The sequence below is a fragment of the Chondromyces crocatus genome (assembly GCF_001189295.1).
Taxonomy (GTDB): Bacteria; Myxococcota_A; Polyangia; order Polyangiales; family Polyangiaceae; genus Chondromyces; species Chondromyces crocatus.
This window is the reverse complement of the sequence record NZ_CP012159.1, coordinates 9,916,011-9,942,524: the sequence shown is the minus strand read 5'-3', so window position 1 is coordinate 9,942,524 and position 26,514 is coordinate 9,916,011. Positions and strand designations below refer to the sequence as shown.

General features: G+C 69.4%; 22 protein-coding genes. 9 read left to right on the top strand and 13 right to left on the bottom strand.

All coding sequences use genetic code 11. The annotated features are described in order from the left end of the window. Positions 1 to 87: 87 nt before the first annotated feature. Together CMC5_RS35955 and CMC5_RS35950 are read right to left on the bottom strand one after the other, a co-directional pair. A complete protein-coding gene (locus CMC5_RS35955) occupies positions 88 to 1,260 on the bottom strand; it encodes a trypsin-like serine protease (protein WP_050434633.1) in 1,173 nt (390 codons plus the stop codon). Positions 1,261 to 1,505: 245 nt separating this feature from the next. Further along, positions 1,506 to 2,042 (bottom strand): hypothetical protein, encoded by a 537-nt coding sequence (locus tag CMC5_RS35950; protein WP_050434632.1) that lies wholly within the window; start codon positions 2,040 to 2,042, stop codon positions 1,506 to 1,508. Between the two features lie 131 nt (positions 2,043 to 2,173). Between CMC5_RS35950 and CMC5_RS35945 the strand changes: the two genes are divergently transcribed. Next, complete coding sequence (locus tag CMC5_RS35945) at positions 2,174 to 3,130, top strand: alpha/beta hydrolase (RefSeq protein WP_156339116.1); 957 nt, start codon at positions 2,174 to 2,176, stop codon at positions 3,128 to 3,130. An 88-nt stretch (positions 3,131 to 3,218) separates the two neighbouring features. Next, a complete protein-coding gene (locus CMC5_RS35940) occupies positions 3,219 to 5,159 on the top strand; it encodes a hypothetical protein (protein WP_050434630.1) in 1,941 nt (646 codons plus the stop codon). 51 nt (positions 5,160 to 5,210) lie between these two features. Here the strand turns inward: CMC5_RS35940 and CMC5_RS35935 are convergent, their stop codons facing one another. Next, positions 5,211 to 6,371, bottom strand: a complete 1,161-nt coding sequence (locus tag CMC5_RS35935; RefSeq protein ID WP_050434629.1) for an MFS transporter — start codon at positions 6,369 to 6,371, stop codon at positions 5,211 to 5,213. Between the two features lie 222 nt (positions 6,372 to 6,593). Next, positions 6,594 to 7,184, bottom strand: a complete 591-nt coding sequence (locus tag CMC5_RS35930) for a GNAT family N-acetyltransferase (RefSeq protein WP_050434628.1) — start codon at positions 7,182 to 7,184, stop codon at positions 6,594 to 6,596. Between the two features lie 197 nt (positions 7,185 to 7,381). Between CMC5_RS35930 and CMC5_RS35925 the strand changes: the two genes are divergently transcribed. The 3 genes from CMC5_RS35925 to CMC5_RS35915 all read left to right on the top strand — a co-directional run bounded on the left by CMC5_RS35925 (position 7,382) and on the right by CMC5_RS35915 (position 11,307). After that, positions 7,382 to 9,400, top strand: a complete 2,019-nt coding sequence (locus CMC5_RS35925) for a serine/threonine-protein kinase (RefSeq protein ID WP_050434627.1) — start codon at positions 7,382 to 7,384, stop codon at positions 9,398 to 9,400. A 622-nt stretch (positions 9,401 to 10,022) separates the two neighbouring features. Further along, positions 10,023 to 10,373, top strand: coding sequence for a DUF4398 domain-containing protein (locus CMC5_RS35920; RefSeq protein WP_050434626.1), 351 nt, complete (start codon positions 10,023 to 10,025; stop codon positions 10,371 to 10,373). A 28-nt stretch (positions 10,374 to 10,401) separates the two neighbouring features. Further along, positions 10,402 to 11,307: an OmpA family protein gene (locus CMC5_RS35915; RefSeq protein ID WP_050434625.1), complete on the top strand. Its 906-nt coding sequence runs from the start codon at positions 10,402 to 10,404 to the stop codon at positions 11,305 to 11,307. 849 nt (positions 11,308 to 12,156) lie between these two features. On the opposite strand, the gene CMC5_RS48795 is transcribed toward CMC5_RS35915, so the two are convergent. Genes CMC5_RS48795 through CMC5_RS45350 form a run of 3 tightly spaced genes read right to left on the bottom strand, consistent with a single transcriptional unit; the run spans position 12,157 to position 12,589 of the window. Continuing rightward, positions 12,157 to 12,285, bottom strand: coding sequence for a hypothetical protein (locus CMC5_RS48795; RefSeq protein WP_281180771.1), 129 nt, complete (start codon positions 12,283 to 12,285; stop codon positions 12,157 to 12,159). Further along, positions 12,282 to 12,413, bottom strand: a complete 132-nt coding sequence (locus CMC5_RS48790) for a hypothetical protein (RefSeq protein ID WP_281180770.1) — start codon at positions 12,411 to 12,413, stop codon at positions 12,282 to 12,284. The genes CMC5_RS48795 and CMC5_RS48790 overlap by 4 nt, the downstream gene beginning before the upstream one ends. Before the next feature lie 5 nt (positions 12,414 to 12,418). Next, on the bottom strand, positions 12,419 to 12,589 hold the full coding sequence (locus CMC5_RS45350; RefSeq protein WP_156339115.1) for a hypothetical protein: 171 nt from the start codon (positions 12,587 to 12,589) through the stop codon (positions 12,419 to 12,421). A gap of 454 nt (positions 12,590 to 13,043) precedes the next feature. Between CMC5_RS45350 and CMC5_RS35910 the strand changes: the two genes are divergently transcribed. Genes CMC5_RS35910 through CMC5_RS35900 form a run of 3 tightly spaced genes read left to right on the top strand, consistent with a single transcriptional unit; the run spans position 13,044 to position 16,565 of the window. Then, the gene (locus CMC5_RS35910) at positions 13,044 to 14,192 is read left to right on the top strand and encodes a THUMP domain-containing class I SAM-dependent RNA methyltransferase (protein WP_050434624.1); all 1,149 of its coding nucleotides are present in this window, start codon (positions 13,044 to 13,046) and stop codon (positions 14,190 to 14,192) included. 47 nt (positions 14,193 to 14,239) lie between these two features. Further along, complete coding sequence (locus CMC5_RS35905) at positions 14,240 to 15,436, top strand: flavin-containing monooxygenase (protein ID WP_050434623.1); 1,197 nt, start codon at positions 14,240 to 14,242, stop codon at positions 15,434 to 15,436. Positions 15,437 to 15,455: 19 nt separating this feature from the next. Next, positions 15,456 to 16,565 carry a Rieske 2Fe-2S domain-containing protein gene (locus tag CMC5_RS35900; protein WP_050434622.1) on the top strand — a complete coding sequence of 370 codons (1,110 nt, stop codon included), beginning with the start codon at positions 15,456 to 15,458 and terminating at the stop codon, positions 16,563 to 16,565. On the opposite strand, the gene CMC5_RS35895 is transcribed toward CMC5_RS35900, so the two are convergent. From CMC5_RS35895 to CMC5_RS35870, 6 genes are all read right to left on the bottom strand, one after another. After that, complete coding sequence (locus CMC5_RS35895; protein WP_169796765.1) at positions 16,540 to 17,268, bottom strand: hypothetical protein; 729 nt, start codon at positions 17,266 to 17,268, stop codon at positions 16,540 to 16,542. The genes CMC5_RS35900 and CMC5_RS35895 overlap by 26 nt on opposite strands. Before the next feature lie 125 nt (positions 17,269 to 17,393). Continuing rightward, positions 17,394 to 20,513 (bottom strand): DUF5682 family protein, encoded by a 3,120-nt coding sequence (locus tag CMC5_RS35890; RefSeq protein WP_050434620.1) that lies wholly within the window; start codon positions 20,511 to 20,513, stop codon positions 17,394 to 17,396. Positions 20,514 to 20,529: 16 nt separating this feature from the next. Continuing rightward, on the bottom strand, positions 20,530 to 21,675 hold the full coding sequence (locus CMC5_RS35885) for an ATP-binding protein (RefSeq protein WP_050434619.1): 1,146 nt from the start codon (positions 21,673 to 21,675) through the stop codon (positions 20,530 to 20,532). Between the two features lie 34 nt (positions 21,676 to 21,709). Further along, complete coding sequence (locus CMC5_RS35880; RefSeq protein WP_050434618.1) at positions 21,710 to 23,293, bottom strand: vWA domain-containing protein; 1,584 nt, start codon at positions 23,291 to 23,293, stop codon at positions 21,710 to 21,712. A gap of 3 nt (positions 23,294 to 23,296) precedes the next feature. Continuing rightward, entirely contained in the window at positions 23,297 to 24,682 is a 1,386-nt protein-coding gene (locus tag CMC5_RS35875; RefSeq protein ID WP_050434617.1) for a hypothetical protein, read from the bottom strand. Between the two features lie 4 nt (positions 24,683 to 24,686). Next, complete coding sequence (locus CMC5_RS35870; RefSeq protein WP_179955546.1) at positions 24,687 to 25,142, bottom strand: hypothetical protein; 456 nt, start codon at positions 25,140 to 25,142, stop codon at positions 24,687 to 24,689. Between the two features lie 171 nt (positions 25,143 to 25,313). Between CMC5_RS35870 and CMC5_RS35865 the strand changes: the two genes are divergently transcribed. Continuing rightward, positions 25,314 to 26,477 (top strand): RCC1 domain-containing protein, encoded by a 1,164-nt coding sequence (locus CMC5_RS35865; RefSeq protein ID WP_169796764.1) that lies wholly within the window; start codon positions 25,314 to 25,316, stop codon positions 26,475 to 26,477. The last annotated feature ends 37 nt before the right edge of the window (positions 26,478 to 26,514 follow it).

Below are 26,514 nucleotides of genomic sequence, written 5' to 3'. Positions count from 1 at the left end.
GTCGATGGACTGCCGATGCGCTGCCAGACGAGAGTGTCAGGAGCGTCTGCAAGGCAGGAGACCGCAGACGCTCCCTGAGAGCGCCTGTCAGTACGTGTAGGCGGTGAGGTTCACACCGGAGTAGCTGGAGTATCCGCGCACGGAGACGTACCAGGTGCCCGAGGCCGGCGACGGGATGACGCAGCCCTCGTTGTTCCCCGACTCCTGCGACCTGCAGTTGTACGCGCTGGTGGTGGGCTGCGACGTCCTGCGCACGAAGAGATCCGCGTCCCCGCTGCTGCTCGACGCGCGGCCCGTGTAGACGCTGAGTCCCTTCGCGCCGGCGGGCACCGTCACCGTGTAGTGCTTCCAGGAGTTCGACGCACCGGACAGGCCGGTCTGGTTCGTCACCTGGTTGAACGTGCTGCTGGAGGTCGAGTTCAACCACGACTCGAACGTCGACACCCGCGCATACAGACCGGGATACCGCCTGTCGGCGCAACCATTCCCCCAGCTCACCACGCCGGCGAGGATCCGGTCCGAGCCCTTCGCGACCGTGAACGGGCCGCCGCTGTCACCCTGGCAGGCATCCTTGCCACCGTTCGTCGTGTCTCCTGCGGCGATCTGATCGGCGCTGATGGTCGTCCCGTACAGGCTGCTCGCGGTCGCATTGGAGACGATCGGCACGTTCACGGCCTGGAGCGTGTCCGGCGACGAGCCGCCCGACCGCAGCGTCCCCCAGCCGCTCACGTTGGCGCTCACGCCAGCGTTCGTCAGCCCCGCCGAGGCGTCGGCCGGCGTCGCCAGCGCGATCGCCTTCACCGTGGTGCCGTTCAGGGTGAGCGGCGACGAGAGCTTGATGAGGGCGATGTCCTTGCCGAGAGAGGCGTCCGAGTAGCCGGGATACGGAATGACCTGCTCGATCTGCCGGATCTGCCCGCTGCTGTTCATGCCGCTCAGCTTCGAGGCGCCCGCCGCGACGCGCATCGACCCTGGGGCGGCGACGTTGTAGCTGGCCGCTCCCTCGATGCAATGCTGCGCCGTGACGATCCAGTTCGCATTGAGCACGGAGCCGCCGCAGAAATGGCTTCCAGAAGAGGACTGGATCGAGACCTGCCAGGGATGGTCGGTGATGTTCTGATTGGATCCTCCGACGATTGCGTCGTTGTCCTCTTCCACCTCGACATCATCGAGCACGCCGGTGTCCTCGACATCGACGGCACAAGCGGAGGCGAGGAGAGCGGACAATGTGGTGAGGAGCAGGAGAGTCGGGTTGCGCATGAGATGTCCGCTTACCCTTGTCTCCAAGCGATTGCAACAGCAACCCTTGTGTCGAATTATTAATGTCTGATACGGGTGTTACGGCGGTATTTGTTCAATACAACGTCACTCATTGCCATTGCGTCATGGCGGTAGAAGTTTGATGAGTTCCTCGCTTCGGGCGCTCGTCACCTTTCATCGCAGCCCTCGTCCTTCGAATGCCTGCAGGCCTTCCGTCACTCGCTCTCAGCCGCCCTCTCACGCGCTCACGTCCGGAAGCCCCTCGCTTCGAGCCGGGTCCGCGCTCCTTTCACCCCGAAGATCGTCACCTCGTCCGGGGGCACGATGGGGGCCTGGAAGGTGGAAGCCAGCACCGCCGCCATCGCCAGCGGCATCCGCGCATCCCCCTGCCCGGGCACGGCGCTCGCCACCTGCCACACGCGCCGCGCCCGGGCCACGAGCGCGTCCATCCCTGCGCCACCGATGGCGGCCACCCCCTGGAGCGCCGCCGCGCGCACCTCGGGCGCCCGCTCGATCGGAAAGGTGAGCACCTGGACCCGCGTCGACGCCCCTTCCCGCGGACCCAGGTCGACCTCCAGGGCATCGACCAGGGGCAGGGTGCCCGATGGATAGGCCTTGGCCTGCACCACGGCGAGCGACATCCGGAAGAAGCTCGCGGCCACGTGCGCCCACCGCGCCGCGTCGACGCGCGCCTCGGGGGTGGGGGACAGCAGCGACCACGCTTCTGGAATTCGCAGCGCCGTGATGTGCCCCGTCACCCAGCCCGCGTCGTCGAACTCCATGCCGCCAGCCTGCGACGTGCAGCTCGTTCCGCGCAAGCCCGCTCGGGCGAGCAGGCCTGACCGTTCCCTGGCCCGACCGTGCCGGATCGGGCGCGGCATCAGCATTGCTCCAGGCTCACGGAGTGAACAGAATGCATACACCCAGAGGGCGGATCCTCGGCATGATGGCGCTTGCTGGCGTCGCATTCGGAGGCATCCATTGCGCTGGCGCACCGCTCGATTCGGACTCCGGACAGCGGAAGGCGCGGTCGACTTCGCCTGGCTTCCTGCCCTTCGAACAGGAGGGCAGGGGGACGGGGAAGTCGCGCAAACCCACGCCGACCTTCGAGTCGCGCGTGGAGGATGTGAACTCCCCCCGCTCGCCCTCCGAGGCCGAGACGCTCGACGGGGGACCCTTCACGGAATTGCAGGTCCCGGGCCACCAGCCTGCCGTCGTCTCCGTGCCACAGGGGGTCGTGGGGCCGCGCCCGGTCATCGTCGCCACCCACGGTGCTGGTGATCGGGCGGAGCCCCACTGCACCATCTGGCGCAACACCATCCAGGACCGTGGCTTCGTGCTCTGCCCCCGTGGCACCCCGATGAGCAACGGCGAGCCTGGCCCGCAGACCGGCTACTTCTACCGGAACCACATCGAGCTCGGCCGCGAGATCAAGGCGGCCCTCGACGCCCTGCAAGCGAGGTTCCCCGACCACGTCGACACCGAGTCGCCCATCTTCGTGGGCTACTCTCAGGGCGCGATTCACGGCGTTCCACTGCTCCTCGAAAACCAGCCGCGCTTCTCGCGGGTCGTCCTCATCGAAGGTGGGAACGGGGGCTACAACGAGTGGAGTGCGCAGGCCGCGCGGCTCTTCAAGCAACATGGCGGCGAGCGCGTCCTCTTCGCGTGCGGCGGGTCGGGCTGCGCGAACAAAGCAAACCAGGCCGCGGTCCTCCTGAACGACGCGGGCTTGCGCGTGCGCGTGCTCGAAGTCGACGGCGCAGGGCACAGCTACGGCGGCCGCATGGAGGACCAGGTTCGGCGCGAGTTCGGCTGGATCGCCGCGGGCGACGGCCGGTGGGCCGAAGGCGCTGGCAGCTCGTCCCGCTGACCATCGACGACGCGCGGGGTGCGCAGGACCCGCACGGGTCGCGCCCCCTTCGCGTCCTCACGGAGGGGTGATACACGGGATCATCTCCATGCTCCCCCGCATTCCCCTCCACTCCCGGGCCCTCCTCGCAGCGCTCGCCATGACGGCCTTTCCGGCCTGTGGTGGCGAGGATCCTCCGTCGTTCGACGCTCCCGACCGCAGCGCCGGGGAGCGCGTCCCCATGACCGCGCCGTGCGGCGAAGCAGAAGAGCTGCACTGCCTCCTGCCCTGGCCCTCCAGCGCCTTCAGCGAGGTCGACACCACGTCGACCACCGGCCTCCGGGTCCACCTCGACGCGGGCTCGCTCTACTACCCCGAGGACGACCCCACCTCCCTCAACCGGGCCGATGGCTTCTCCCGCCTCACCCCCATCGTCGCCGGCTTCGCGGCCGACCTCGACGAGACGCCCGGGGCCATCTCCGCGGAGGGGACCGTGCGCCTCCTCCTCGCACAGCATGATCACCCCGCGTACGGCCAGGCCGTGCCCCTGCGCATCGTCATCAAGAAAAACCCGGACATCCCGGGAGAGTCGATGGTCTTTGCCTACCCGCAGCGGCCCCTCGAGCCGAACGCGGACTACGTGGTCGCGGTCACGGATTCCCTTCGCGCCGTCGGTGGGGGCGCCGTCGCGCCGAGCCGCGTCGCTCGCGTCGCCCTCGCGCAGGAGACCCCTGCCTCACAGCAAGAGGCCGATCTCCGCGGTTACCACGCTCCCACCCGAGCGACGCTCGACCGCGCCGGGATCGACCCCGCGCGTGTCCTCCGCGTCTGGGATTTCACGACCCGCTCGGCCGACGACGCCACCCGTCGCCTCCTCGCCATGCAGGATCAGGCCCGCAAGGCCGTGAACGATGGCCAGGTCCAGGTCGTCCTCGATCGCGTCGACCTCCCCCAGGCCGGCACCGTCGCGGCCGTGGTCGAGGGCCGCCTCGTCGGCCTCCCCGCCTTCGTGAACGACGACGGCCTCACCCTCGGCAGTGACGGCCTGCCGCTCGCGCACGACACCGGCGAAGCCCCCTTCCGCGTCTCCCTCCCTGCGGGCACCGACGACTACCACTTCATCATGTTCGGCCACGGCATGGGCGGCACCTTCCGGGACGACTCCTTCGATCCCGAGGTCACGAACAGCGGCCTGGCCAAGGTCAGCATCCAGTTCCATGGCTGGACGGGCGACGACCTCATCCCCACCTTCACCGGCTTCCTGAACATGGCCCGCGGCACCCACCTCTCCTCCGCGCGCCTCATGCAAGCCCTCGCCGACGGCGCCGCCATCCAGGAAGCCATGGTCGGCCCCCTCGGCGACGTCCTTGCTGCCGCCACCCTCAGCGGCCAGCCGAACCCCCTCGAAGGGCGCCGACCCGATGGCAGCACCACCGTGTGGGCCGGTGGCTCCCTCGGCGGCTCCCTCGGCATGGTCTACACCAGCGCCGACCCGACCATGCGCGCCGGGGTCCTCAACGTCCCTGGCGCGGGCTGGACCCACTTCGTCCCCCTCTCGGTCGTCTATGGCATCGTCGAGGGCCTGCTCAAGAGCAGCTACGGCGGCAACCTCGGCTTCCTGCACGCCCTGAGCATGAGCCAGAGCAACTGGGACGACATCGACGGCGCCGCCTGGATCGAGCAGCTCCGCGCCAAGGACCCGCATGTCCTCATCCAGGAGAGCATCGGCGATCCCGTCCTGCCGAACGCGGGCTCGGAGATGGTGGCCATCTCTGCTGGCGCGGTGATGCTCGGTGCCGCCCTGGTCCCCATCGATGGCGTCGAGTCCGCTTCTGGCAACGAGGTCGTCGGGCAGAGCGCCATCACCCAGTACTGGGTCCCTGGCGACGACGCCTACGCCATCCACGGCTTCGCCGCGGAGAGCGGCCCTGGCGGCGAAGCCGCCCGCCAGCAGATGTTCCAGTACATCGAGTCGGTCTTCGCCGGCGAGCCGCGCATCACCCTCCCGGCGTCCTGCACCGGCGGGAGCTGCGACTTCCGCGGACGGTGATCCAGCACCAGGGCGACGCCCTCGGTCGCCCTGCTCGCCCTCGTCTGCGCTTCAGCTCCCCGTGATCTCGGCCGGCGGCGGCTGCGCCCCGAGCAGCACCCCGGCCGCGGCGAACACGGCCGCCGCGATCCCGTACGCCGCGAGCTCACCGCGCCCGATCAGCGAGTTCGCCAGCAGCGGCCCGGTGATCAGCGCCATGCACGACAGCGACTGGCTCACCCCCAGCACGGCCCCTTGCTCGTGCGGCCCCACGCTCTTCGTGAGCAGCGTCGTCAACGCCGGCCGCACCACGGCCGACCCGATCGACGACACCGCCACCACGGCCAGCAGCGCCGGCAGCGTGAACAGCGCCCCCAGGCAGGCGTAGCCCACCATCATCAGCACGAACCCCCCGAGGGCGAGCCGATGTTCTCCCATCTTTTTCGCCATCCTGCCGATGAACCCGCCCTGCACCATGCCCCCCACGAGCCCGGAGAAGGCGTACAGATGGCCCACGTTCTTCATCGTGAACGAGAACCGCCGCTGCAGGTAGAACGACAGCCCGCCCGTCAACGTCGCGAACGACAGGCTGAAGAAGAAGAACTCCAGGAGCCGGCGTCGCGGCGTCGCGCGCTGGAACATGCGCTGGAATGCACCCAGGCGGCCCTCCTGCGGGGGCACCTCGAGGGGCTTGCGCGCGGGCAGCAGCGTCGACGTCAGCACGATCGAAAGCAACGAGAGACCGGCGGCCACCAGCCCCGGAACCCCGTACCCGTAGCGCTCCGCCAGCTCTCCGGAGAGCGCAGGCCCGACCAGGAACCCGGTCCCGAACGCGACCCCCACCATGCCGAACGCGCGCGTGCGGTTCTCGGGGCTGGTCACGTCGGCGATGTACGCCTGCGCCACCGTCAGGTTGCCCGCGGTGGCGCCGGAGATGACGCGGGCGAGGAACAGCATCCACAGCGACGTCGACGAACCGAGCACCAGAAAGCCGATCATCGTTCCGAACTGGCTCGCGAGCAGCGTCGGCTTGCGGCCCACCCGATCGGAGATCCTGCCCAGGATCGGCCCGGAGACGAGCTGACAGGCGGCGTAGGTCGACAGCAGCGCGCCCGTCACCACCTCCGATGCGCCGAGGTGCTGCGCGAAGAACGGCAGCACCGGGATGATCATGGTCATCCCGAAAACATCGACGAAGATGGTGAGAAATATCGGGAGGAGGGGGGAACGCATCGTGCCTGTCGAGCTGGGCCCGGAGCGCAGGAGAAGCGGAGCGCGGGCGTTCTCACCGGTCTAGTACAGCCCACCGCCTGCGGGTACCGTTGATCACGGCGAATGCGGGGCGTCTCGACAGCGTTTGGCGTCACTCCGGCCGTCGGCTACCCCTCAGCGCGCAGCGTCACTCCGGCCGTCGGCCATCCCCCAGCGTGCAGAGCCACTCCGGCTGTCTGCGGTTCATCCCCGGAGCGCCAGCGTCATCTCGATGTCGTCCAGCGAGCGCCCGTCCACCCGGAAGGCGTCCGGGCGCACCGTGAGTTCCTTGAAGCCCAGGCTGACGTAAAGCCGCTTCGCCTGCTCGTTGCCCACGAAGACGCCGAGGTCGACGTGATCCAGCCCGGCTTCGTCCCGTGCCCAGGCGATGGCCGTCTCCATCAGCCGCCGACCGTGTCCCTGCCCACGGTAGGCCGACAGCATCCCGATCCCCAGCGTGCACCGGTGCAGCTCCGCCTCCAGCCGACCGCCTTGAAGCTCCACGCTTCCCACCACCCGGGCCCCTGGATCGTGAAATCCACCGGGGCCTCGCACCGGCGGCGGTCCAGACCACAGCAGCCAGGCGCGGCCCCATCGCGGCGTGGTCAGCGACTTCTCCCAGCGCTCCTGTGCCAGCCGCTGCACCTCCTCCGAGGAGCGTGGTCCATGCAATGCATGCGGCACCCCGCCGTCGCGACCCGACTCGGCGGCGTGCTCCAGGGTGAAGGCGGCATAGGGGCGCACGTCCTCCGTCCGGGCAAGCAAGATGGGCGCCGGGGCAACCTGGGCGTGCATGCGTCCGATGCTAGCAAGAAACCGCGGCGTGCCACGATGCGCGCGTGCGTCCTCACGGCGCGCGTGACCTCGGCCCTTGTCGTGCCGCGACCTGTTCTTTGCTATGGTCGCGACGTGGATCTTCTTGCCTTCACCTCGCCCCGCACCCTGGGCGTCGGCGTTGCCGGTCGGACCCCGTGGGGAGCGAGGACCGAGGCATGAACCACGCGGAGATCCTCGGCCGAACGATCGCTGGACGCTTCACCATCAAGCGGCTCCTGGGCGAGGGCGGCATGGCCGCCGTGTACGTCGCGGAGCGCGAGGGCGAGCCCGGTGAGGTCGCGGTCAAGATCATGAACGGGGACCTCTCGGCGGACCGCTCGTTCGTGCGCCGGTTCCAGCGTGAGGCCAAGGCCGCTGCCCTGGTGAAGCACCCTGGCTCGGTCGTCATCCACGAGTACGGGACCGAGGGCCGGCTCAGCTACATCGTGATGGAGCTGCTCGTCGGCAAGGACCTCTACCAGCTCCTCGAGCGGCACGGGGTCCTGCCCCAGGTGCGTGCCGCCCGGATCCTGGCCGAGGTCTGTGACGTCCTCCAGGTCGCCCACGACCTGGGCATCATTCACCGTGACCTGAAGCCCGAGAACATCATGGTGCTGCCCGACATCCGGGTGCCCATCGGCGAGCGGGTGAAGGTCCTCGACTTCGGCATCGCCAAGCTGCTCGACGTCGACGAGACGGAAGACGCCGGCCCCGTCGACTCCGCCGACGGCCCGCCCTCCGCCATCACCCGCGTCGGACAGATCGTGGGCACGCCCGCGTACATGTCACCCGAGCAGTGTGGCCTCCTCCCGCTCGACACCCGCTCGGACATCTACACGTGCGGGGTCCTGCTCTATCAGCTCCTCACCGGGCGCCTTCCCTTCGAGGGCGAGACCCCGTTCCACACCGCCTCGATGCACATCCACGCGCCCGTGCCTTCCCCGCGTGCGCTGAACCCCAGCATCGACCCGCGACTCGACGCACTCATCCAGAAGGCCCTCGCCAAGCGACCCGCAGAGCGGCACCAGACGGCGCGCCACCTGGGCGCCTCGCTGCGCAGGTTGATCCCCGAGCTGTCGGAGGTCGCCATCGTCGCCGGCCCGATCTCCATGCGCCAGGTGAGCACCCGCTGGGCGCGGGACAGCGTGAGCGTGCCTCCGTCCCTGGAGCCGAGCCCCGCGACCCCGATGGCGTCCACGCCGCGCGTCGCGATCTCGCCTGCCGTCCTCGCACCGCCCCCCACCCTGGCGACGCCATCGCTGCAGGACACGCAGGCTTCCTCCTTCGAGCCCTACCCCGAAGACGAAGAGTCGATCGAGTCGGCGAGGACGCTGGTCTCCACCGCCGCCGAGCTGGGCGGCGCGCCGCCCCAGGTCCTGCTGAACGATCCCTTGCAGCGCGCCTCGCGGCCCTCGATCCCGGGCAGCGAGGATCTGCCGACGATGGAGCACGATCGCCACGCCGCTCCCCCCGAGGCGCCCCAGCGGACGAGTCACCTCCACGCCCCGTCCGACGACCGACCCGACAGCCACGCGGCCCAGACGCCGATGCTCTCCTGGCCCACGGCCTCCGCGCTGCCGGGGGTCCCGACGTCGGGCAACGACGAGGAGCACGACGTGGAGGACCGCGCCGTCACCCTGGTCCGTCCTCCCATGGACTCCGCATCCGAGCTGGATCCCACCGACGCCGTGGGCAAACGGGCCGTGCGTGAGGTCAAGTCCACCCTCCGCTCTGCCGAGGAGTTCGGCCTCAAGCCACCCGAGCGGCGTCCCGAGGTGCAGATCCAGATCTCCGCCCCGCCACCGACCTATCCCTCGGACCGCCCCATGTCGGCGCCCACCGAGGCCTTCGCCAGCCAGGCCCAGTCCCCCTCGGGGCTCCCTCCGCAGGCCTTGAAGACGATCCGGATCAACCAACCCGCCGGTGCGGGGCCGAACCCCGCGCCTCCGCGTGAGCCGCTCTTTGCCGGCACCCCTCAGATGACGCCCTTGCCGCGCGTCGGAGGTGGCACCCTGCCCATGCCCCCGAACGCCACCGGATTGCCCCCCATGGTCCAGGGCTTCCCGCAATCCCCTGACCGGCAGGGCCCCGCTGGAGGCCTGCTCAGTGGCCGCATCGGGCTGCTGATTGGCTTCATGGCGGGAATGGTCATCACCGGAATCGTCGTGGCCGTGTACCTCTTCGTGCTCCGCTGACTGCGTAAGAGCCGACGCAACACGGCACTGGATCGCGTCGAAACCCTGGTGTGTAGGGGCGCTGCGACGGCCAGTCCAGCCCTCCTACGGAGGCATGGGTGACGATTCTCCGCAGGGGGGCGGCCGAGCGTGCATCGAGGGCTCGGCCCGGCAAACGAGCGTGCACCGAGGGCTCGGCCCGGCAAACGAGCGTGCAGCGGATCGCCGCACGTCATGCGACCGAGCGCACATCATGAATTCGACGAAGACGCGGCCGTTCCAGTGCGTCGTCGATTCTCCTCTGATTACGCCTCACGCCCCGTCGCGCCCCGTGACGGCTCATGCCAGGCTGCTCGAAGCAATCGACTTGGGGGGCTGGGACACGAGGATCATGGGCCTCAGTGTCCTTCCAGTACGAGGAGACTGGCGAATACCGAGGCGTCTCTCGGGCTCCGCCCGATCTCGATCTGCCGAACCCCCTGTTCTTGCCCGAAACGGAAGCGAATGACCACGGACACGAGCAACGGGGGCCCGCCTCGAACATCCTAACCAACAGCGATTGCGGCTTCCGACACGAGCCCCCCGCGCGTCGTGTGCAGCGGCAACGAACGTTGGGTCCCTGGCTAACAAGGGGAAGGAAAGCATGAAATCAGTTTCTGTACTCACCCTGCTCATTCCACTCGCGGCCGGATGCGCGAGCCTCCCGGCACCCACGGAACAGCTGGCTTCTTCCGAAGCTGCCGTCCGGGGTGCGCGTGAGGTCGGGGCAGCCAGCGTGCCTCAGGCTTCGCTGGAGCTTCGTCTCGCCGAGGAAGGCATCGCCAAGGCAAAGGCCGCCATGGCCGAAGACGACAACGAGAAGGCCGAGCGCTTGCTGCGGCGTGCCCAGGCAGACGCGGAGCTGGCGCTGTCGATGGCGCGCGAAACCAAGGCCCGTAACGAGGCTGCGCAGGTGATGGGGCAGGTGTCCCAGCTTCGCGGCCAGATGAAATAGCTTGGAAGGATCGAGGGAGGAAACTGCCATGATGTGGAGCCGAGGTGCGCTGGTCCTGGGGATCCTGGGGATGTTCGCAGGGGGTTGCGCCGCTGCGCAGCCGCCGCAGGAGCTGGTGAACGCGAGGGCAGCTTACGAGCGTGCGCAGGCGAGCCGTGCGCCGCAGCTGACGCCCGTGCCGCTGCACGAGGCCAAGCAGGCGCTCGACGCGGCGGAGGTGGCCTTCAACGACGATGCCGAGTCGCAACGCACGCGCGATCTCGCCTACATCGCCGAGCGCAAGGCCATGCTCGCCGAGTCGAAGGGCAACACCGCGCAGGCGACCGCACAGCGGGAGCAAGCGCACCGTGAGCTGGCCCAGCTCCAGGGCCACATCCAGGCCCGGAACCTGGCCACGGCGCAGGCGGGGATGCAGGCGGCGCAGCAGAACCTGGCCGCCGCGCAGGGCGAGCTGAACCGGACTCAGGCCGAGCTGAGCACGGAGAAGAAGGCCCGCGAGGAGGCCGAGCGGCGGGCGCGTGACGCCATGGACAAGCTCTCGGTGGCCTCGGCCCTGGCGGTGAAGGACGAGCAGCGGGGCACGGTCATCACCATCCCCGGCAGCGTGCTCTTCACCTCCGGGAAGTTCAATCTGCTGCCGGCGGCGCAGCAGAAGCTCGACCAGGTGGCCGAGGCGCTCAAGAACCAGAGCGACCGGAAGATGGTCGTCGAGGGCCACACCGACTCGCAAGGGTCGGACGAGTCCAACATGACCCTCTCGCAGAACCGCGCGCAGAGCGTGCGCGACTACCTGGTGTCCCGCGGGGTGCCCAGCGAGATGATCTCCGCGAGCGGTATCGGCGAGACGCGCCCGATCGCGGACAACAACTCGCCGGAGGGTCGCGCGAACAACCGGCGCGTGGAGATCATCGTGAAGCCGGTGGAGCCGCGCTGAACGAGGCCGGTCGAGCAGGTCGGCGCGCGAGGACCCGAGTGAGGTCGTCGTGCGCGGGCCTGCGCGGAGGCTGCCTCTCGACCCAGCAGGCCAAGGCGACCCAGCCTTGGCGTCTGCCTTTTCACCCCACGCCCATCTATCCCTGACGTCCACCATCGACCAGCGCGAGATCGAGCGGGAGCGCGAGCCGTTTCGGTCGATCGAACGCCGTCGGGGTCATATGTAACCTGTTGCACAGGAAACGTGTCAGGGAACCTCCGGGAGGTTCAGACGCGTGTTCGGGGAACCTCCGGGAGGTTCAGACGCGTGTCGGGGAACCTCTGGGAGGTTCAGACGCGTGTCGGGGAACCTCCGGGAGGTTCAGACGCGTGTCGGGGAACCTCCGGGAGGTTCAGACGCGTGTCGGGGAACCTCTGGGAGGTTCAGACGCGTGTCGGGGAACCTCTGGGAGGTTCAGACGCGTGTCGGGGAACCTCCGGGAGGTTCAGACGCGTGTCGGGGAACCTCCGGGAGGTTCAGACGCGTGTCGGGGAACCTCTGGACCCACCGCTGTCCGCGATCACACACCGCGCGGCGGCAGCAAGAAAGGCCCACGGATTCGCACCTTCTCGATCGGGCTGTGTCCGGGGCGCATGCGATGGGACGGGCACGGGGGTGATGCCATGGCATCGGTCAGCACCGGAGGAGGGTTGCCCACCTCATGTCACCTGTTGTTCATCTGGCCGTGCTTGTCCGCCAGGAACGGACCGAGCCTGGGGTCGTCAATGCGGCCCTTCCTGTTCACGAGGCCGAGGGCGTCAGCGCGTGCACCCGATCCCCTTGCGGGGTGAAGCCGCCCGCCGCCGCCGTTCAGCGGTGCAGGTGCCAGAGCTGCTCGTGCGCGCTGACCTGGCACTGGAGCAGGTCCACCATCCCGTCGCCATCGACGTCCACGAGGTGCGCCGACGCATCCGGACTGCGCAGGCCTGCTGGCGTCATGCCCAGTGTGAAGTGACGCCGGACCCCCGTATCCCGACGGACCAGCGGGTGAGCGGCTGCTCGGCGCCAGCCTCCACCACCATGTCCGACGTCACCACGTCGTCGAGGCCATTGCCGCTGACATCCATCGTCATCAGCGTCCCGGCCCGAACCGATGGATCGAGCGCAAGCTCAGCGAGCGACGCAGCTCCATGCCCCGGGCGTAGAGCACGAGCACGTCCGCCGTCTCCAGCGGCCCATACGTGAACTCCACCGTGCGCGAGGCGGGGAGCGTTTCCGGTCGCTGGCCCGCGTCAGCAGCCACGATCGCACCACGTCCTCCTGCGCGAGAACCCGACCGGACGATTCTCCGCCGTATTCGTAGGTCAGCCCGGCCTTGCTATGCGCCCACAGACGCTTCGGCTCGCGCTCCGCCGGCCAGCCTTCACCCTCCGCATCTTCTGGCAGGGAAATGAAGCGGTGAGACGGGCCCCGCATCCTGATCGACGGACGTATCCCGACTCGTCACGACGCATGACATGCAATCGCTTCCGTGCAGAACACGGCGCGTGGGCTCCGCAAGGCGAGGGGCGAGGTAGAATCGAGACGAGTACCACGACCGTCGTCGACGCGCGGCCGAAGGTGACCGCGTCGCGCCCTCCGGCGAGAGCACGAGCGCTGCAGGAGGGGCTCCGGGCGTGAAGGTTTCGACGGGCGTTCCGGGGTCGGTGGTGAATCGGGCCGACGTTTGCGGTCACCTGGTCTAGAAGGCTGTCCTCATGGACTTCTTCGCCACCGCCGCCAAGGGGACGGAGCCTGCGATCCGGGACGAGCTGCGGGAGCTGCGGTTCCGTGGTGTGCGGGCCGACCGCGGGGGGGTTCACTTCGTCGGGCCCATGGAGGAGGGGTTCCGGGCTTGCTTCGAGCTGCGCTGCGCTCAGCGGGTGCTGGCCGAGTTGGGGAGCTTCGACGCGCCGAACGAGGACGCGCTGTACGAAGGGGTCGGTGGCATCGACTGGACGCGCTTCCTCGATCCCTCGCGCACCCTGGCGGTGCGGGCGGCGTGCCGCTCCAGCGCGCTGACCCACATCCAGTTCATTGCGCAGAAGACGAAGGATGCGGTGGTCGATCAGCTCCGGCGCCACCACGGCGCGCGGCCGAGTGTGGATCGGGAGGACCCCGATGTGCTGATCTTCGTGCACCTCGTGCGCGATCGGGCGACGGTCTACGCCGATCTGGGCGGCGCTTCGCTGCACCGGCGGGGGTTCCGCAGCGCGGCCGGTCAGGCGCCGTTGAAGGAGACGCTGGCGGCGGCGTTGCTCCGGTTGTCGGGGTGGGATCGGGAGCGGCCGCTGATCGATCCCATGTGCGGTGCGGGTACGATCGCCATCGAGGGGGCGCTCTGGGCGCGCAACATCGCGCCCGGGTTGCTGGCGGCGGAGGACGATGCCGCGCGTCAGTTCGGCTTCGAGCGGTGGGGCTGCCACGATGAGGCGGCGGCGAAGTACATGGTGGAGCTGCGAGAGGCTGCGCGTGCGCGCGTGCGCGCGGAGGGACCTCCGGTGCTGGCGAGCGACATCGACGCCTTCGTGGTGGCGCTGGCGCGGGGGAATGCCGAGGTGGCGGGCGTGCAGATCGACACGCGGAAGGCGAAGGTCGAGGACTTGCAGCCCAGCACGCCGCCAGGGCACGTGCTCGTCAATCCACCGTATGGCGAGCGCCTCGTGGGGGGACAGGCGCTGTACCGCGAGATGGCCCGCGTGTTCCGTCGGCTGCGGGGTCACCGCGTGGCGATTCTCTCCGGGACGCCGGGCATCGAGTACGCGATGGCGCAGCGGCTCCCTGAGCCTCCGGTGCCTGAACCGCGCTCGCTCTCCGTGTGGAACGGAGCGATCGAGTGTCGGCTGTTGACGTACGACATCCCGTAGTCGAACGGCTCGGGTGGCTCGTGTGTCGCCCCGCGCTACGGTGATGGATGGTCGAGGAGGTGGGGGCGATCGTGGTGGGGGCCGGTCCTTCCGGTCTCGCCGTGGGCGCTTGCCTGCGTGAGCGGCGGATACCGTTCGTCCTGCTCGACCAGGCGGAGGCGGTCGGCGCGAGCTGGCGGAGACACTACGATCGCCTGCACCTGCACACCGTGAAGCAGCTCTCGGGGCTGCCCGGGATGCCCTGGCCAGAGAACGCGCCGCTGTACCCGTCGCGCGCCCAGATGGTGAGCTACCTGGAGCGCTACGCCGAGCGGTTTCAGCTCGGTCCGTGCCTCTCCGAGCGCGTGATCCGCGCGCTGCGCGATGGTGAGCGCTGGGTGGTGCGCACCCCTGGGAAGACGCGACGGAGCCGGGCGCTGGTCGTCGCCACGGGGTTCAACCGTGTCCCTGTGGCGCCTTCGTGGCCAGGGCAGGTGCGCTTCGGGGGCCGGATCCTCCACAGCGCGATCTATCGGTCGGGCGCGTCTTTTCGTGGTCAGCGTGTCCTCGTGGTGGGCATGGGCAACTCGGGCAGCGAGATCGCGCTCGATCTTTTCGAGCACGGAGCGCGACCCACGATCGCGGTGCGCGGTCCGGTGCACGTGATGCCTCGGGATTACCGGAGCGTTCCGGCGCAGGTGCAGGCGGCGTATGTCTTCCGCCACCTCCCGCTGGTCCTCTCGGACCGCCTGGCCGCGATGATCCAGCGCAAGGCGCTGGGGGATCTCTCGCCCCATGGTCTGAGGGTGCCCGAGGAGGGGCTGGCCACGCATGTGCAGAAGGGCGGTCGTGCGCCGCTCCTCGACGTCGGCACCGCGGCGATGATCAAGCAGCGCCACATCGAGGTGGTGCCTGCGCCGCAGGCCTTCACCGAGGCGGGGGTGGTGTTCTCCGATGGTCGGGCGCTGCGTTTCGATGCGGTCGTGCTGGCGACTGGCTACCGCGCAGGGCTGTCCGAGTTTCTCGACGGCGCCGAGCGCTACACGGACGCCGGGGGGCGGCCACGCTGGCAGAGCGCGCCGGCGGAGGCTCCAGGGCTGTTCTTCGTGGGCTACTGCAAGCCACGAGCCGGCACGCTCCTCGACATTGCGCGGGAGGCACCGCAGGTTGCGGAGCACATCGCGGAGCTTCTGGGGGCGGGGAGGCCGGGACCTCGTCGCGCTCGGGGGGGCGAGGCGGTGGGGGGGCGGGTGTCTGCGGTGTGAGAGAGGGGAGGCGCTGAGCATGGGCGAGATCGATCACTGGCACCCCGTCCTCCGTAGCGATGCGCTGCGCACGCGGCCTGTGGGGGTGAGGCTCGCGGGGCACGAGATCGTGCTGTTCCGCGCCGAGGATGGTGCCCTGGGGGCGCTCGAGGATCGCTGTCCCCACCGCGGGATGCGTCTCAGCCTGGGGCGGGTGGAGGGGGCGCGCCTGGTGTGCTCGTACCACGGGTGGCGCTGGTCGGCGGAGGGGCGGGGGGAGAGCCCGGGGACGCCGGCGATGCGGCCGTGCGCGCGACGGTACGATGTGGCGGAGCGCCACGGGATGATCTGGGTGAAGCGCGCAGGGGTGACGGCTTCGTTCCCTTACCTGGAGGTGGACGGCTGGTTCGAGGTCGGTCGTCTGAGCCACCGGGCGCAGGCGCCCCTGGAGGTGGTGCTCGACAACTTCACCGAGGTGGAGCACACGCCCTCGACCCACCTGTTGCTGGGCTATCCAGCGGGCAGGATGGCCGAGGTCGAGACGCGGGTGGCGATGACCGACGAGGCGGTCCACGTCCACAACGAGGGCCCTCAGCGCAAGCTGCCGCGTGTGATCCAGGCGCTGTTCGGCATCCCGGACGAGGCGCGCTTCGTGGATTCCTGGATCACGCGCTTCTCGCCGGTCCATTGCGTGTACGACCAGTACTGGCTCGATCCGGTGACGGGTGAGCGCGCAGGTGACGCGCTCCGCATCGCCGTCTTCTTCAACCCGCTGGGGCCGGAGGAGACGGAGATCGTGTCGCTGGCCTATGCGTCGGTTCCGCCCTGGCGTGGGCTCGGTCTGGGGGCGCTGCACCTGCGCCTCACGCGGGCGCTGGTGGATGTGGAGGTCCGGCGCGACTGTGCGGTGCTCGCCGGGCTGGCCGACAAGCAGCCCGGCCTCGTGGGAAGGGCGCTCGGCCGGTTCGACAGCGCGCTGGTGGCGTCCCGGCGCCGTATCGCGCGGATCTATCGCGGTGAGATGGGGGGGCCAGGGAGCGGGGAGGGGGCCCCCGTGTCGTCTCGACGGGCGCCTTCGGGCTCGAACCCGCTGCGAAGCGTCGGCGGGCCGCCCTCGGGGAGCTTCAGGGCCGACAGGCGGGGTGGTTGAAGCAGGAGACGTCCTGGCAGTCGATGTGGCCGTTGTTGTTGTCGTCGCGGCCGTCGGTGCAGTCTTCCTGGCAGCGTGCGTGGGTCCAGCAGCGCATGTCCTCGCAGTCGGTGTCGCCGTCGCCGTCGTTGTCGATGCCGTCGTTGCAGATCTCGAAGCAGCCACCGAAGTCGGTGCACTGGAAGTCGAAGCAGCCCGAGAGGCCGTTGTCGTTGTCGTCGGCGGTGTCGTCCCAGCAGGTCTCGCGGCAGTCGTTGTTGCGGTAGCAATACAGGTCGGCGCAGTCGACCTGGCCGTCGCCGTCGTTGTCGATGCCGTCGTCGCAGATCTCCCGGCAGAAGTTGCTTCTGGCGCAGGTGAGATCGAAGCAGTCGACCTCGCCGTCGCCATCGTTGTCGATGCCGTCGTTGCAGACCTCGAGGCAGGCCGGGCTGGCACAGTCCGGATCGGCGCAGTCGGTCAGGCCGTCGAGGTCGTTGTCGATGCCGTCGGCACACTCCGTCTCTCCGACCACGGGCGTGCCTCCCGAGCCGCCTGCGCCACCGCCGCCACCCGTGGAGGTCGCGTCCCCGGCGCTCCCGCCGTCGCCCGTGGAGGTGGACGTGGTGCCGGTGGAAGGCACGGAGTCGAACTGATCGAAGTCGTTCATGCAGGCTCCCAGGGCCACCAGGGCACCCAGGGAGAGACCGAGCCAAGGCCGCATGTTGCTGCTCCCGGGAGGATCGCTGGAAATCTGGACGTTCGGGCGCGACGAACGCGCCCGCATGCTACCAGCGCAGGCGCGCTGGATCGATGCCGGTGTCGCGTGATGGCGGGGCTGCGGAGGCCTCAGGAGGCGCCGATCCACGTGGCCAGCGCCTGGAGGGGCTCCGGGTGTTGCTGGAGGATGCGGGCGGTCTCCGCGCCGGCTGGAGGTGCCGCAGCGGTGTGGGGACCGACAGAAGCGACAGGTTCAGCGTTCGGGTCGGAGGTGTCGATTGCGCCTTCCGGACCCGCGGCAGTGGCAGCGCTCACGTCGGTGGCAGCGCCCGGGGCGCCCAGCGCCTGCCAGGCGCCTGCGACGCCAAGACGCGCGGCGAGTCCGTCGAGGGGTTCGGGGTGCTGGCGAAGGAGCCCTGCGAGCGCCGTTTCGGTGGGCGACAAGACAGGGCCGCTCGGCGCCGGAGGGGCGGCGGCGGGCGCGACGGCCTGAACTCCTGGGCTGCCCGCCGAGGGGGTGGAAGCGGTGGTCGGAGCAGCAGCGGCGGCGCTCGTTTTGCTCGGGCGCTCCCAGGGGAACTGCCAGCCGGAGAGCTGGTTCATGGCGCGCGGGAACGCGAGACCGGCTTCCTTGACCAGCGTGCCCATGACGCCAGGGCCGAGCGGTCGGAGGGCGACGACGAGCTTCGGGAGCCAGGGGACGAGTACGTTCTCCGGCAGCTCGGCGAAGCTGCGGGTGACGAGTTCGACGCACAGGCGGGTGATGCGTGGCGTGAACTCCAGGGCGAGCAGGAAGCCGGCGACGTAGTCGGGGAAGGCGGGGAGGAGCAGCGGCTGCGAGAGCAGGTGGGTGAACTCGCCGCGCAGCTCGTCTTCGCTCTTCAAGGTGAGCACCCACTGGGTGGCCCAGAGGAGGGCGAGCTTCGGGGGATCCGTGGGCGCGGCTTGCTTGACGGAGATGAGGAGCTGGCTGCGCTGGCAGCCGACCGAGAAGGCGAGGGCCTCCTGGGTGAAGATGAACGCCAGCATCGCGGCGAGCTGCTGCGGGGTGACGCCGCGATCGGTGAAGGCCTCGGGCAGCAGGGTGGCGTAGTGCTGGTAGCCGGTGGCGACGAAATCCTTGATCCAGTCCGGCAGGCCGAGGGTGCGGTAGTAGTGCACGAGCCGGCGGACGCGCTGGAAGATCTCGGGGGCGTCGGCGCCGCCGGTCTCGTTCCGGAGCAGCTCCACGGCGCGGAGGCCCAGCTCGCGGGCGAGGCGGCCGCTCTTCAGGTAGAGGATGCTCTCCTCGGCGGCTTCGAGGGCGTTCACGGTGCGGGCGCCGTCCTTGAAGGCCTTCGCTTTGAGGCGCTTCTCCAGCACCTGCTCGACGGTGCCGCCCTCGTAGCCGAGCTGGATGAGGGCGTGCTGGCTCTTGCCGATGCTGATGTCCCACGACTCTTGCTTGGGTTTGTGGCCCAGGGTGCGCTCGCCCATGATGGGGCGCACGGGGATGCCGAGGTGGTGGAGGCGCCAGAGCAGGTCGGAGGCGGGGAGGAGCTGGGGGCGCGCGGTGATGTCGAGCAGGGCGCGCTGGATGGTGCTGGCCTTGAGGTTCACCCCGAGGACGGAGAGGCGGTCGTAGACGTCCTGCGCGAGCGGGGGGAGCGACTCGTAGCCGACCTTGCCGAGCCGGTCGCCGCCGAGGAGGATGTCGCAGATGCGCGAGATGTTGCGCTTTCCAGGGACGCGATCCTTCTCCAGGCAGGTGATGGCGGCGTCGCGGAAGTCGTAGGGAGAGGGGTGCGGTCGATCGCGGAGGCGAGCGAGGAGCTGCGCGGTGTGGTGGATGGCGATGGTGTCGGCGGTGGACGCGAGGTAGCCGTTCTTGCGGGCGAGCCGCACGACGTCGACGCACCAGTGGGTGAGCTGTTCGTCGTCGCCCTCGACGAAGGCCGGGGGCCGGGTGAGCAGCTCGTGGAGCTTCGCCACGGCCTTCGCGTCGATGGTGGTCGCGGCGCCGTCGTCGCTGGTCGCGGCGCGTGTTGCTGCCGCTGCTGCTGCTGCCTTCTTGGGTGGAGCGGTCGGTTTCTTGGCGAGCGCGCCTGCGGCGGCGGCCTTCTTGCCGGGGGGCTGGATGCGGAACGCTTCGACGCCGAGGGCGGCGTGGCCCTTCTCCCAGGACTGGCGCGCGATGGCGAGTTCGCCCGCGGGCAGGCCGAACTGGTGCTCGATGGCCGCATAGCTGGAGGGGACGATGCCGTAGAGCCAGGGCGTCGAGGTGCGTGGCGTGATGGTCCACTCGATCTTGCTGTGGACGCCGAACTCCGGGATGGGGCTCACGGCGTGGATGGCGCCGCAGACGTGGATGGCGTCCCTGGGGTCGACCTCGTTGTCGCGGAGCCACTTCCGCATCAGGGCCCACATGTAGCGCTCGCGCTGCTCGTTCTCGCCCTGGTCCTTGCGGCGGGTGCCAGCGCGGCGGAGCAAGCTCGCCACGAGGAAGAGCACGTGGCGGTAGGTCGCGTAGTCGGCGCCGAGGGTCGGCCCTTCGACGTACTGGGACCACCACTCGCTGTAGTGCTTCACCCGCGCGTTCCTGAGGAGCACTTCGAGGAAGTCGTCGAAGGTCGGCTCCATGGCGCCGATGCGCAGGCCGACGGCGCCGCCGTGGAGGTTGTGGGTGTCCTTGGCTTCCTCGCCTTCGCCTTCTTCGGTGCTGGTGTCGGCGTCACCGTCGGTCTCGCCAGCGGCGGTCCCGGGCGCCTTGTCGCGGGGGCTCCACTGGAAGACGTGGTCGGCGGAGCGGTCGACGAAGACGAGCTGGGTGGAGGGGTTCTGCCGGCAGAAGGCGATGGCCTGGTACTCGGCGGAGAACTCCGTCAGCGGCATGACGAGGTTGAGCGGGGTCCAGTCGGGGGGGAACTCCGTGGACTCCGGGGCGAATGCCTGGAGGGCGACGGGGAACTGGCAGTGCTCCAGGCCCTGGAGCGCAGCCGTGAGGTCCTCGCAGCCCTCCATGAAGATGACCCGCGGGGGGCGCGCGCGGAGGCGCTGGCTCATGTGCAGCGCCGAGGCGGGCGAGTGGTGTTTGACGGGGAAGACTTCGAGCGGCTCTGCGGCCGCGCGCTCCACGTCGTCCATCATCGCCCGCAGGAGATCGCCCACCGACTGTGCGCCATCGGTGAACGCCGCCGCCGCCGCAAGGAGCTGCTCGCGCAGCGCCGTGAGCGACGGATCCGCCGTGATCTGCTCGATCCGCTTGGTCATCGGACGCCGCCAGCCGTTACTTGAAGCTCGTGAGGGCGGCCTTGCCGCCGTCGGTGAAGGCCTCCCAGGCCTTGTCCTTCTTCTTCTTGGCCGAGGGCTCGACGACGGCGTGCCAGAACTTGTTCATGATCGAGACGTCCTCGGGGACGCGGCGCACGAGGGTGCCCACGATCGAGCGTGCCAGGGTGTCGGGGCCCAGCTCGGAGGTGCCGAAGAAGCGGCTGTGAAGGATGGCGTCTTCGAGGACGCCGATCTGCTCGGCGGTGGAGAGCGAGGACTCGAGCTTCTGATCTTCGTTCTGCGAGTTGGCCGAGGTCTCGCGCAGGTCGGCGAAGGTCTGGAGGAGGATGTCGAGCAGGGTCGGGGGGACGTCGAGCTGGATCTGGTTGCGTGCCATCAGCTCGCGGGTACGGAAGAGGACGATCTCCTTCTCCGACTTCTTGTTGGTCACGATGGGGATGGTGACGAAGTTGAAGCGGCGCTTGAGGGCGGTGGAGAGGTCGTTCACGCCGCGGTCGCGGCTGTTCGCGGTGGCGATCATGCTGAAGCCGGGCTTGGCGAAGACGACGTTGTTGCCGGTGCGCAGCTCGGGGATGGAGATGTACTTCTCCGAGAGGATGGAGATGAGCGCGTCCTGCACGTCGGAGCCGCAGCGGGTCAGCTCCTCGAAGCGGCCGATCTCGCCGCGGACCATGGCGGTCATGATCGGCGAGGGGATCATCGAGTCGTGCGACTGGCCCGAGGCGATGACCATCGCCACGTTCCAGGAGTACTTGAGGTGATCCTCGGTGGTGCCGGCGGTGCCCTGGACGACGTGGGTGGAGTTGCCGCAGAGGGCGGCGGCGAGTAGCTCGGCGAGCCAGCTCTTGCCGGTGCCGGGGTCGCCGATGAGCAGGAGGCCGCGGTCGGAGGCGAGGGTGACGATGGCCCGCTCGACGAGCGAGGGGTCGCCGAAGAACTTCTGCGCGACGGGTCGGTCGAGCTTGTCGGCGGGGGTGGCGCCGAGGATGAAGGTGCGGATCATCCGCGGGCTGAGGCGCCAGGCGAAGGGCTTCTGGCCCTTGTCCACGGACGCCAGATAGGCGAGTTCTTCGGCGTATTTCTCTTCGGCTGGAAGTCTCAGCTTCTCGTCGCTGCTCGCCGCTACCTTGCTGGTGGCCATCGTCTCTCCCGAGTCGTCCCGGTGCGTGCCGGGGCTACAACAATTTCTTGATCTGCTCGATCAGCTTCTTGGGGCTGCCATTCAGGATCGGGGTGCCGAGCTCCTTGAACCGCTCGCGGTAGCCAGCATCCACGGAGAAGTAACCGCTCGACTGGAGGGAGCCGACGGGGATGAGCCGGACCCCGGACTCCTTCCAGCGGCGCAGGACGCTGAAGAAGTCGCTCCAGTCGTAGTAGTCGCTGATGACCACGACCGCGGTGTTCGCGGGGGAATCGATCAGCGGCTCGGCGGCGTCGAGGGCGACGCGCATGGTGGTGCCTCCGCCGAGCTTGGTGCGGAGCAAGGTCTCCACCGGGTCGTCCACCCAGGGGGTGAGATCGATGACGCGGGTGTCGTACGCGAAGAGGTGGACGATGACGTTGGGGAGGCCCGCGAAGATGGAGGCGAGGATGGTCGTCTGGACCATGGCGGCCGTCATGGAGCCGGACTGGTCGACGAGGATGATGAGCTTGGTGGGAAGGCTCTTCTTCGCCGTGCTGACGTAGTAGAGGCGGTCGACGTAGAGCTTGCGGCGCTCGGGATCCCAGTTGGTGAGGTTCTTCCAGACCGTGCGCTTGAGGTCGAGGTTGCGGAAGATGCGGCGCGGGGGGACCGAGTCGTCGCGGGTCTTGGTGATGGCCTTGCGGACCTGGAGCTTGAGGACCTGGGCCAGCTCGTCGACGTACTTCTTGATGAGGCGCTTGGCGTTGGCGAGCGCTTCCTTGGAGAGGTTGTCCTTGTCCCAGAGGAGCTGCTCGACGAGCGCCATCGAGGGGGTGAGCTTCTCGGCGAGGGCGCGATCCGCGAGGACTTCGCGGAGATCCATGCGGTGGATCATGTCGGCCTCGATGCTCTGGAGGCCGGCGCGGAGCTCGTCGTCCCCGATGGGGGGCCGGGTGGCTTCGCCAGCGCCGGCGCCGACGCTCCCTGCGCTGCGAGCCTGGCCGCGCAAGGAGCCCGGGGTGAGGCCGAGGCAGCGTTCCAGCCAGCCGACGTCCTTCGTCCACTGGTTGTACTGGGTGGCCGACACCTTGGGATTCTGGGTGTTCGGGCCGAAGGCGTTGAGGAGGAGCTTGGAGGTGACGAGCGTGCGCTTCACCGTGCCGTGGAGGTCGCGTGGCTCGGGGGAGGGCTGCGGCGCTCCGGGGCGTGCGGGCTTTGCGGAGGTGGTGTCGTCAGGCGCGTCGCTGTCGTCGTCGTCGCTGCTGTCGTCGTCGCTGCTGTCGTCGTCGCTGTCGTCGCTGTCGTCGCCGTCCTCGTCGTCGGTCGACGTCGCTTCCTTTGCGTCGTCCTCGTCATCCCCATCGCTGCCGTCGTCGTCCTCGTCGGTGGGGGTCTCGAAGCCGGGGAGCGGGCGCTCGAAGTCCGGTTTCAGCGCAGGGAAGCGCTGGACGAACATGTCGACGCTCATCTCCGGATCGAGGATGGCGGTGGGGACGTCGGTCTGGTCGGCGAGGCCGCGGGCGAGGTCTTCCAGGTTGGGTGCGACCTCGCCCTGGTCGAAGATGCCGCCCAGGAGGCGCCAGTAGAGCGCCTGACGGGCCTTGAGGACGAGCGGGTCTCCGGCGTCGTCGCTCATCGGTCAGCTCTTCTTGCGGAGCAGCTTGCTGGAGCGCTCTTTGAGGGTGGCGAGGGCGCCGAGCTTGGACTTCTTGCCTCTGCCGCCGCCGAGGCTCGCGCCGATGAAACGGAGCTTCTTCTTGCCACCGCCGGCGAGGAGCGGCTGGAGTGACCAGCGCCCGCCATCGAAGCGGAGCAGTCCGACGACGGCGCCGGAGCCCTTCACGTCGTCGAGTGAGAGGTCGTCGGTCTCCGGGAGGCGGTCTGAATCGAGGGGGAGGGCGGCACCATCGAGGGTGAGCGTCAGGGCGTTGTCCTTGATCGTCACCTGGTGGCCGGTGAGGTAGACGAGCTCTTCGAGGAGCGCCGGGTGACGGTCTGCGGGATCGAGGCTGGGGCGCGCAGCCGGGGCGTCCTTCAGCACGTCGGAGGCTTCGGCCAGCGGGTCGAAGGCCTTGCCGAGCTTCGCTGCCTTGAAGTTCCAGAGGAGGTCGCCGGTCGCGGTGAGGCGCATGTCGGAGATGGCGATGGCCTTCGACGAGGCGAGGCCGTCGAGGAGCAATTCGGCGGCGTCGGCGAACAGGGGGGCCAGCTCTTCACCCTGGATGACGTCGACCTTGAAGGCGCTCACCGTGGCGCGGACGAGCCGCGGTGGTTGCTTCGCTTCCCGGAGCGATCCGAAGGCGACGAGGGTGGCGAAGTTCTCGTGCTGGCGCAGGTCGGCGGCGAAGACGCGCAGCTCGCCGGTCGCCGGGCGGGTGCGCGCGGGCTCGGGAGGGCGTGCGGCGAGGATCATGGCGCGCGACCAGAGATCGGCCCAGCGAGCGAGGGGGATGTTCGGCGTGCCCCGCGCCGGGAAGACGGTGAGCAGTTCGTTGAGGAAACCGCCGAGGAGCGCGGCGTGGCGGGCGAGGTGCGGCTCGGACTCGAGCTGCTCGAGCGTTGCCTGGAACGGCAGGATCGCGCTCACTTCGAGGTTGGTGAAGCCGGCGAGGGCCAGCTCCATCAGCCAGTGGCGTACGCTCTCCAGCCAGACCTCGATCTTGGGCGCCGGTGCCTGCGCGGTGCCTGCCGGGATCTCTTCGGGCCTGGCGACGGGGCGACCGAGCGCGCTGCCCGCCTGCGCGGCGAGGGCGTCGTGCTGAGCGCCTTGCAGGGCGGCGCGGGCTGCGGCGAGCACGAGGAAATGGCGGTCGACGAACTCGCTGCGGCCGATGCCTTCGAGCGCCTCGGTGAGCGCGCCGGCGAGCGGGGTGCCGGTGAAGGCGCGGCCGAGAGAGGCGAGCGCGTCGAGGTGCTCTCCGTGCAGGCGCGCGAAGCCGCCGGAGAAGGACTGGTCGAGGCTGTCGAGGAGGGCCTCGGTGTCGAGGACGGCGGCCGGCGGGGTGGCGAGGTCGGCGAGGGGCATGGCGCTATCGGACGAACCAGTTCATTTCGGGGATGGGCGCGGTCGTCGAGGGGAGGCTCACGTGGTGCAGGTACGTGAGGAAGCGGCTGAAGACCATGCCGGCCTCCTCCCGCTGCGGGCCTCCTTTGATGAAGCGGAGCAGGTCTCCAGGGCCCTTCGCGCTCGCGGGATCGGCGCCCAGGCCGAGGTACGCGATGACGCGGGGGGCACCGAACTGGAGCACGGCCTCCCCCATGAGCGCCTGGAGGTGCTTGCAGGGTGAGCTGCGCAGGCCGCCACAGGGGCGGTTGTTGTTGGTGCTGCAGTTGAAGTTGCCGCTGCTCCCGTCGAAGAAGGAGACGTAGACGCGCTCGATGTCCGAGCCGCTGGAGACGACGCCCTGCAGTCGACCTGCGTACAGCTCGACGAACGGGACCTTCTCGACCTTGCGGGGACGGGCGAGGGACGGCGGCTTGATCACACTCCTGCGCAACGCGGCGGCAGCAGTCATGGACGGCGACGCTATCGTGCAGAACGGAAGACATCAATGGCTCTGCGGATTCGAACGAGCGGAAAATGCGCCGCAACTCGGCTGGAATCTTCCTCCTTGCAACGCGGCGTGGTTCGGGCTCAATCAGCGTCGGTGAGGTGGATGGCAAACGCTCGGTGGCCGTGGGTCGGGGGTCTCGTGCTGGTGACGGCCGCGTGCGGGGGTGGTGATGGCGCGGTAGCTCCAGGGACGGTGCCTTCGCCCTCCGCAATGGCGTCGGGAGCGCCGCCCGGGCAGCGGCTCGCCGACCAGCTCACGCCGCCTCCACCCGAGAACCATCTGGTGGATCTGATCGCGGCCGGAGGGCACCACACCTGTGCGCGGCTCGTGGAGGGATCGGTGTGGTGCTGGGGCCGGAACGATCATGGGCAGCTCGGTTGGGGGGCGCCGACGTTGAACATGCCCACGCGCACGCTGCCGACGCTGGTGCGGGGTCTCACGGGGGTGGAGGAGCTGTCGCTCGGTCAGCAGCACGCCTGCGCACGGTCGAAGGACGGCACCGTGCGCTGCTGGGGGAGCAACGAAAACGGGCAGCTCGGTGACGGAACGGCGGAGGATCGCTACGAGCCGGTCCAGGTGAAGGGGGTGGTGGATGCCATCGCCCTGGGGGCGGGGTCGACGGCCACGTGCGCGGTGCTGACGGGCGGGTCGGTGATCTGCTGGGGTGGGCTTCCAGGGCAGAACGCGGTGCCTCCGGCGGCACCCGTTGCGCAGAGCCGCACGGCCATGCCGGTGAGCGGGCTGTCGGACATCGTCGCGGTCACGGTGGGGCGGGCGCACGCTTGCGCGCTCGGCAGCGACGGCAAGGTGTCCTGCTGGGGCGACAACGCGGCAGGGCAGCTCGGGGATGGCTCCGTGGAGTCTCAGGCGAAGCCGGTCGCGGTGAAGAAGCTCGCGGGCGTCGCTCGCGTCGACGCCGGGACGACGTCGACCTGTGCGCTTCTGCGTGATGCGCGCGTGAGGTGCTGGGGGCGGCTGGCGGAGCAGGAGTTCGGTCCCGTCCCGAAGCCGCTGCCCGGAGGGAGCAGCGTGGCGGAGATCGCGGGGAGCTGCGCGCGCGGGACCGAGGGCGCGGTGAGCTGCCGTCGAGGTGACGGGATCGAGGTGGTCGAGGAAGGTGGCGCTGCCCGCATCGCGGCGGGTGAGGGGCACGCTTGCCTGCTCACGGGTGAGGGAGAGGTGCGGTGCTGGGGGTCGAACGCTTCCGGTCAGCTCGGGGACGGGAGCAAGCTGGTGAGGACGTTGCCGACGGCGCTGCGCTGGTAGGCGACGTCGCCCTCTCGGGGGCGTCGCCCAGGCGTTG

What these genes read in the sequence shown, in the direction of transcription:
- CMC5_RS35920 (WP_050434626.1), top strand. Translation starts at nt 10,023, where the DNA reads ATGAAATCAGTTTCTGTACTCACCCTGCTCATTCCACTCGCGGCCGGA.
- CMC5_RS35875 (WP_050434617.1), bottom strand. Translation starts at nt 24,682, where the DNA reads ATGCCCCTCGCCGACCTCGCCACCCCGCCGGCCGCCGTCCTCGACACC.
- CMC5_RS48795 (WP_281180771.1), bottom strand. Translation starts at nt 12,285, where the DNA reads ATGACGCCAGCAGGCCTGCGCAGTCCGGATGCGTCGGCGCACCTCGTG.
- CMC5_RS35895 (WP_169796765.1), bottom strand. Translation starts at nt 17,268, where the DNA reads ATGCGGCCTTGGCTCGGTCTCTCCCTGGGTGCCCTGGTGGCCCTGGGA.
- CMC5_RS35930 (WP_050434628.1), bottom strand. Translation starts at nt 7,184, where the DNA reads ATGCACGCCCAGGTTGCCCCGGCGCCCATCTTGCTTGCCCGGACGGAG.
- CMC5_RS35905 (WP_050434623.1), top strand. Translation starts at nt 14,240, where the DNA reads ATGGTCGAGGAGGTGGGGGCGATCGTGGTGGGGGCCGGTCCTTCCGGT.
- CMC5_RS35865 (WP_169796764.1), top strand. Translation starts at nt 25,314, where the DNA reads ATGGCAAACGCTCGGTGGCCGTGGGTCGGGGGTCTCGTGCTGGTGACG.
- CMC5_RS35950 (WP_050434632.1), bottom strand. Translation starts at nt 2,042, where the DNA reads ATGGAGTTCGACGACGCGGGCTGGGTGACGGGGCACATCACGGCGCTG.
- CMC5_RS35910 (WP_050434624.1), top strand. Translation starts at nt 13,044, where the DNA reads ATGGACTTCTTCGCCACCGCCGCCAAGGGGACGGAGCCTGCGATCCGG.
- CMC5_RS35945 (WP_156339116.1), top strand. Translation starts at nt 2,174, where the DNA reads ATGCATACACCCAGAGGGCGGATCCTCGGCATGATGGCGCTTGCTGGC.
- CMC5_RS35900 (WP_050434622.1), top strand. Translation starts at nt 15,456, where the DNA reads ATGGGCGAGATCGATCACTGGCACCCCGTCCTCCGTAGCGATGCGCTG.
- CMC5_RS35925 (WP_050434627.1), top strand. Translation starts at nt 7,382, where the DNA reads ATGAACCACGCGGAGATCCTCGGCCGAACGATCGCTGGACGCTTCACC.
- CMC5_RS35955 (WP_050434633.1), bottom strand. Translation starts at nt 1,260, where the DNA reads ATGCGCAACCCGACTCTCCTGCTCCTCACCACATTGTCCGCTCTCCTC.
- CMC5_RS35935 (WP_050434629.1), bottom strand. Translation starts at nt 6,371, where the DNA reads ATGCGTTCCCCCCTCCTCCCGATATTTCTCACCATCTTCGTCGATGTT.
- CMC5_RS35915 (WP_050434625.1), top strand. Translation starts at nt 10,402, where the DNA reads ATGATGTGGAGCCGAGGTGCGCTGGTCCTGGGGATCCTGGGGATGTTC.
- CMC5_RS35940 (WP_050434630.1), top strand. Translation starts at nt 3,219, where the DNA reads ATGCTCCCCCGCATTCCCCTCCACTCCCGGGCCCTCCTCGCAGCGCTC.
- CMC5_RS35890 (WP_050434620.1), bottom strand. Translation starts at nt 20,513, where the DNA reads ATGACCAAGCGGATCGAGCAGATCACGGCGGATCCGTCGCTCACGGCG.
- CMC5_RS48790 (WP_281180770.1), bottom strand. Translation starts at nt 12,413, where the DNA reads ATGGATGTCAGCGGCAATGGCCTCGACGACGTGGTGACGTCGGACATG.
- CMC5_RS35880 (WP_050434618.1), bottom strand. Translation starts at nt 23,293, where the DNA reads ATGAGCGACGACGCCGGAGACCCGCTCGTCCTCAAGGCCCGTCAGGCG.
- CMC5_RS35885 (WP_050434619.1), bottom strand. Translation starts at nt 21,675, where the DNA reads ATGGCCACCAGCAAGGTAGCGGCGAGCAGCGACGAGAAGCTGAGACTT.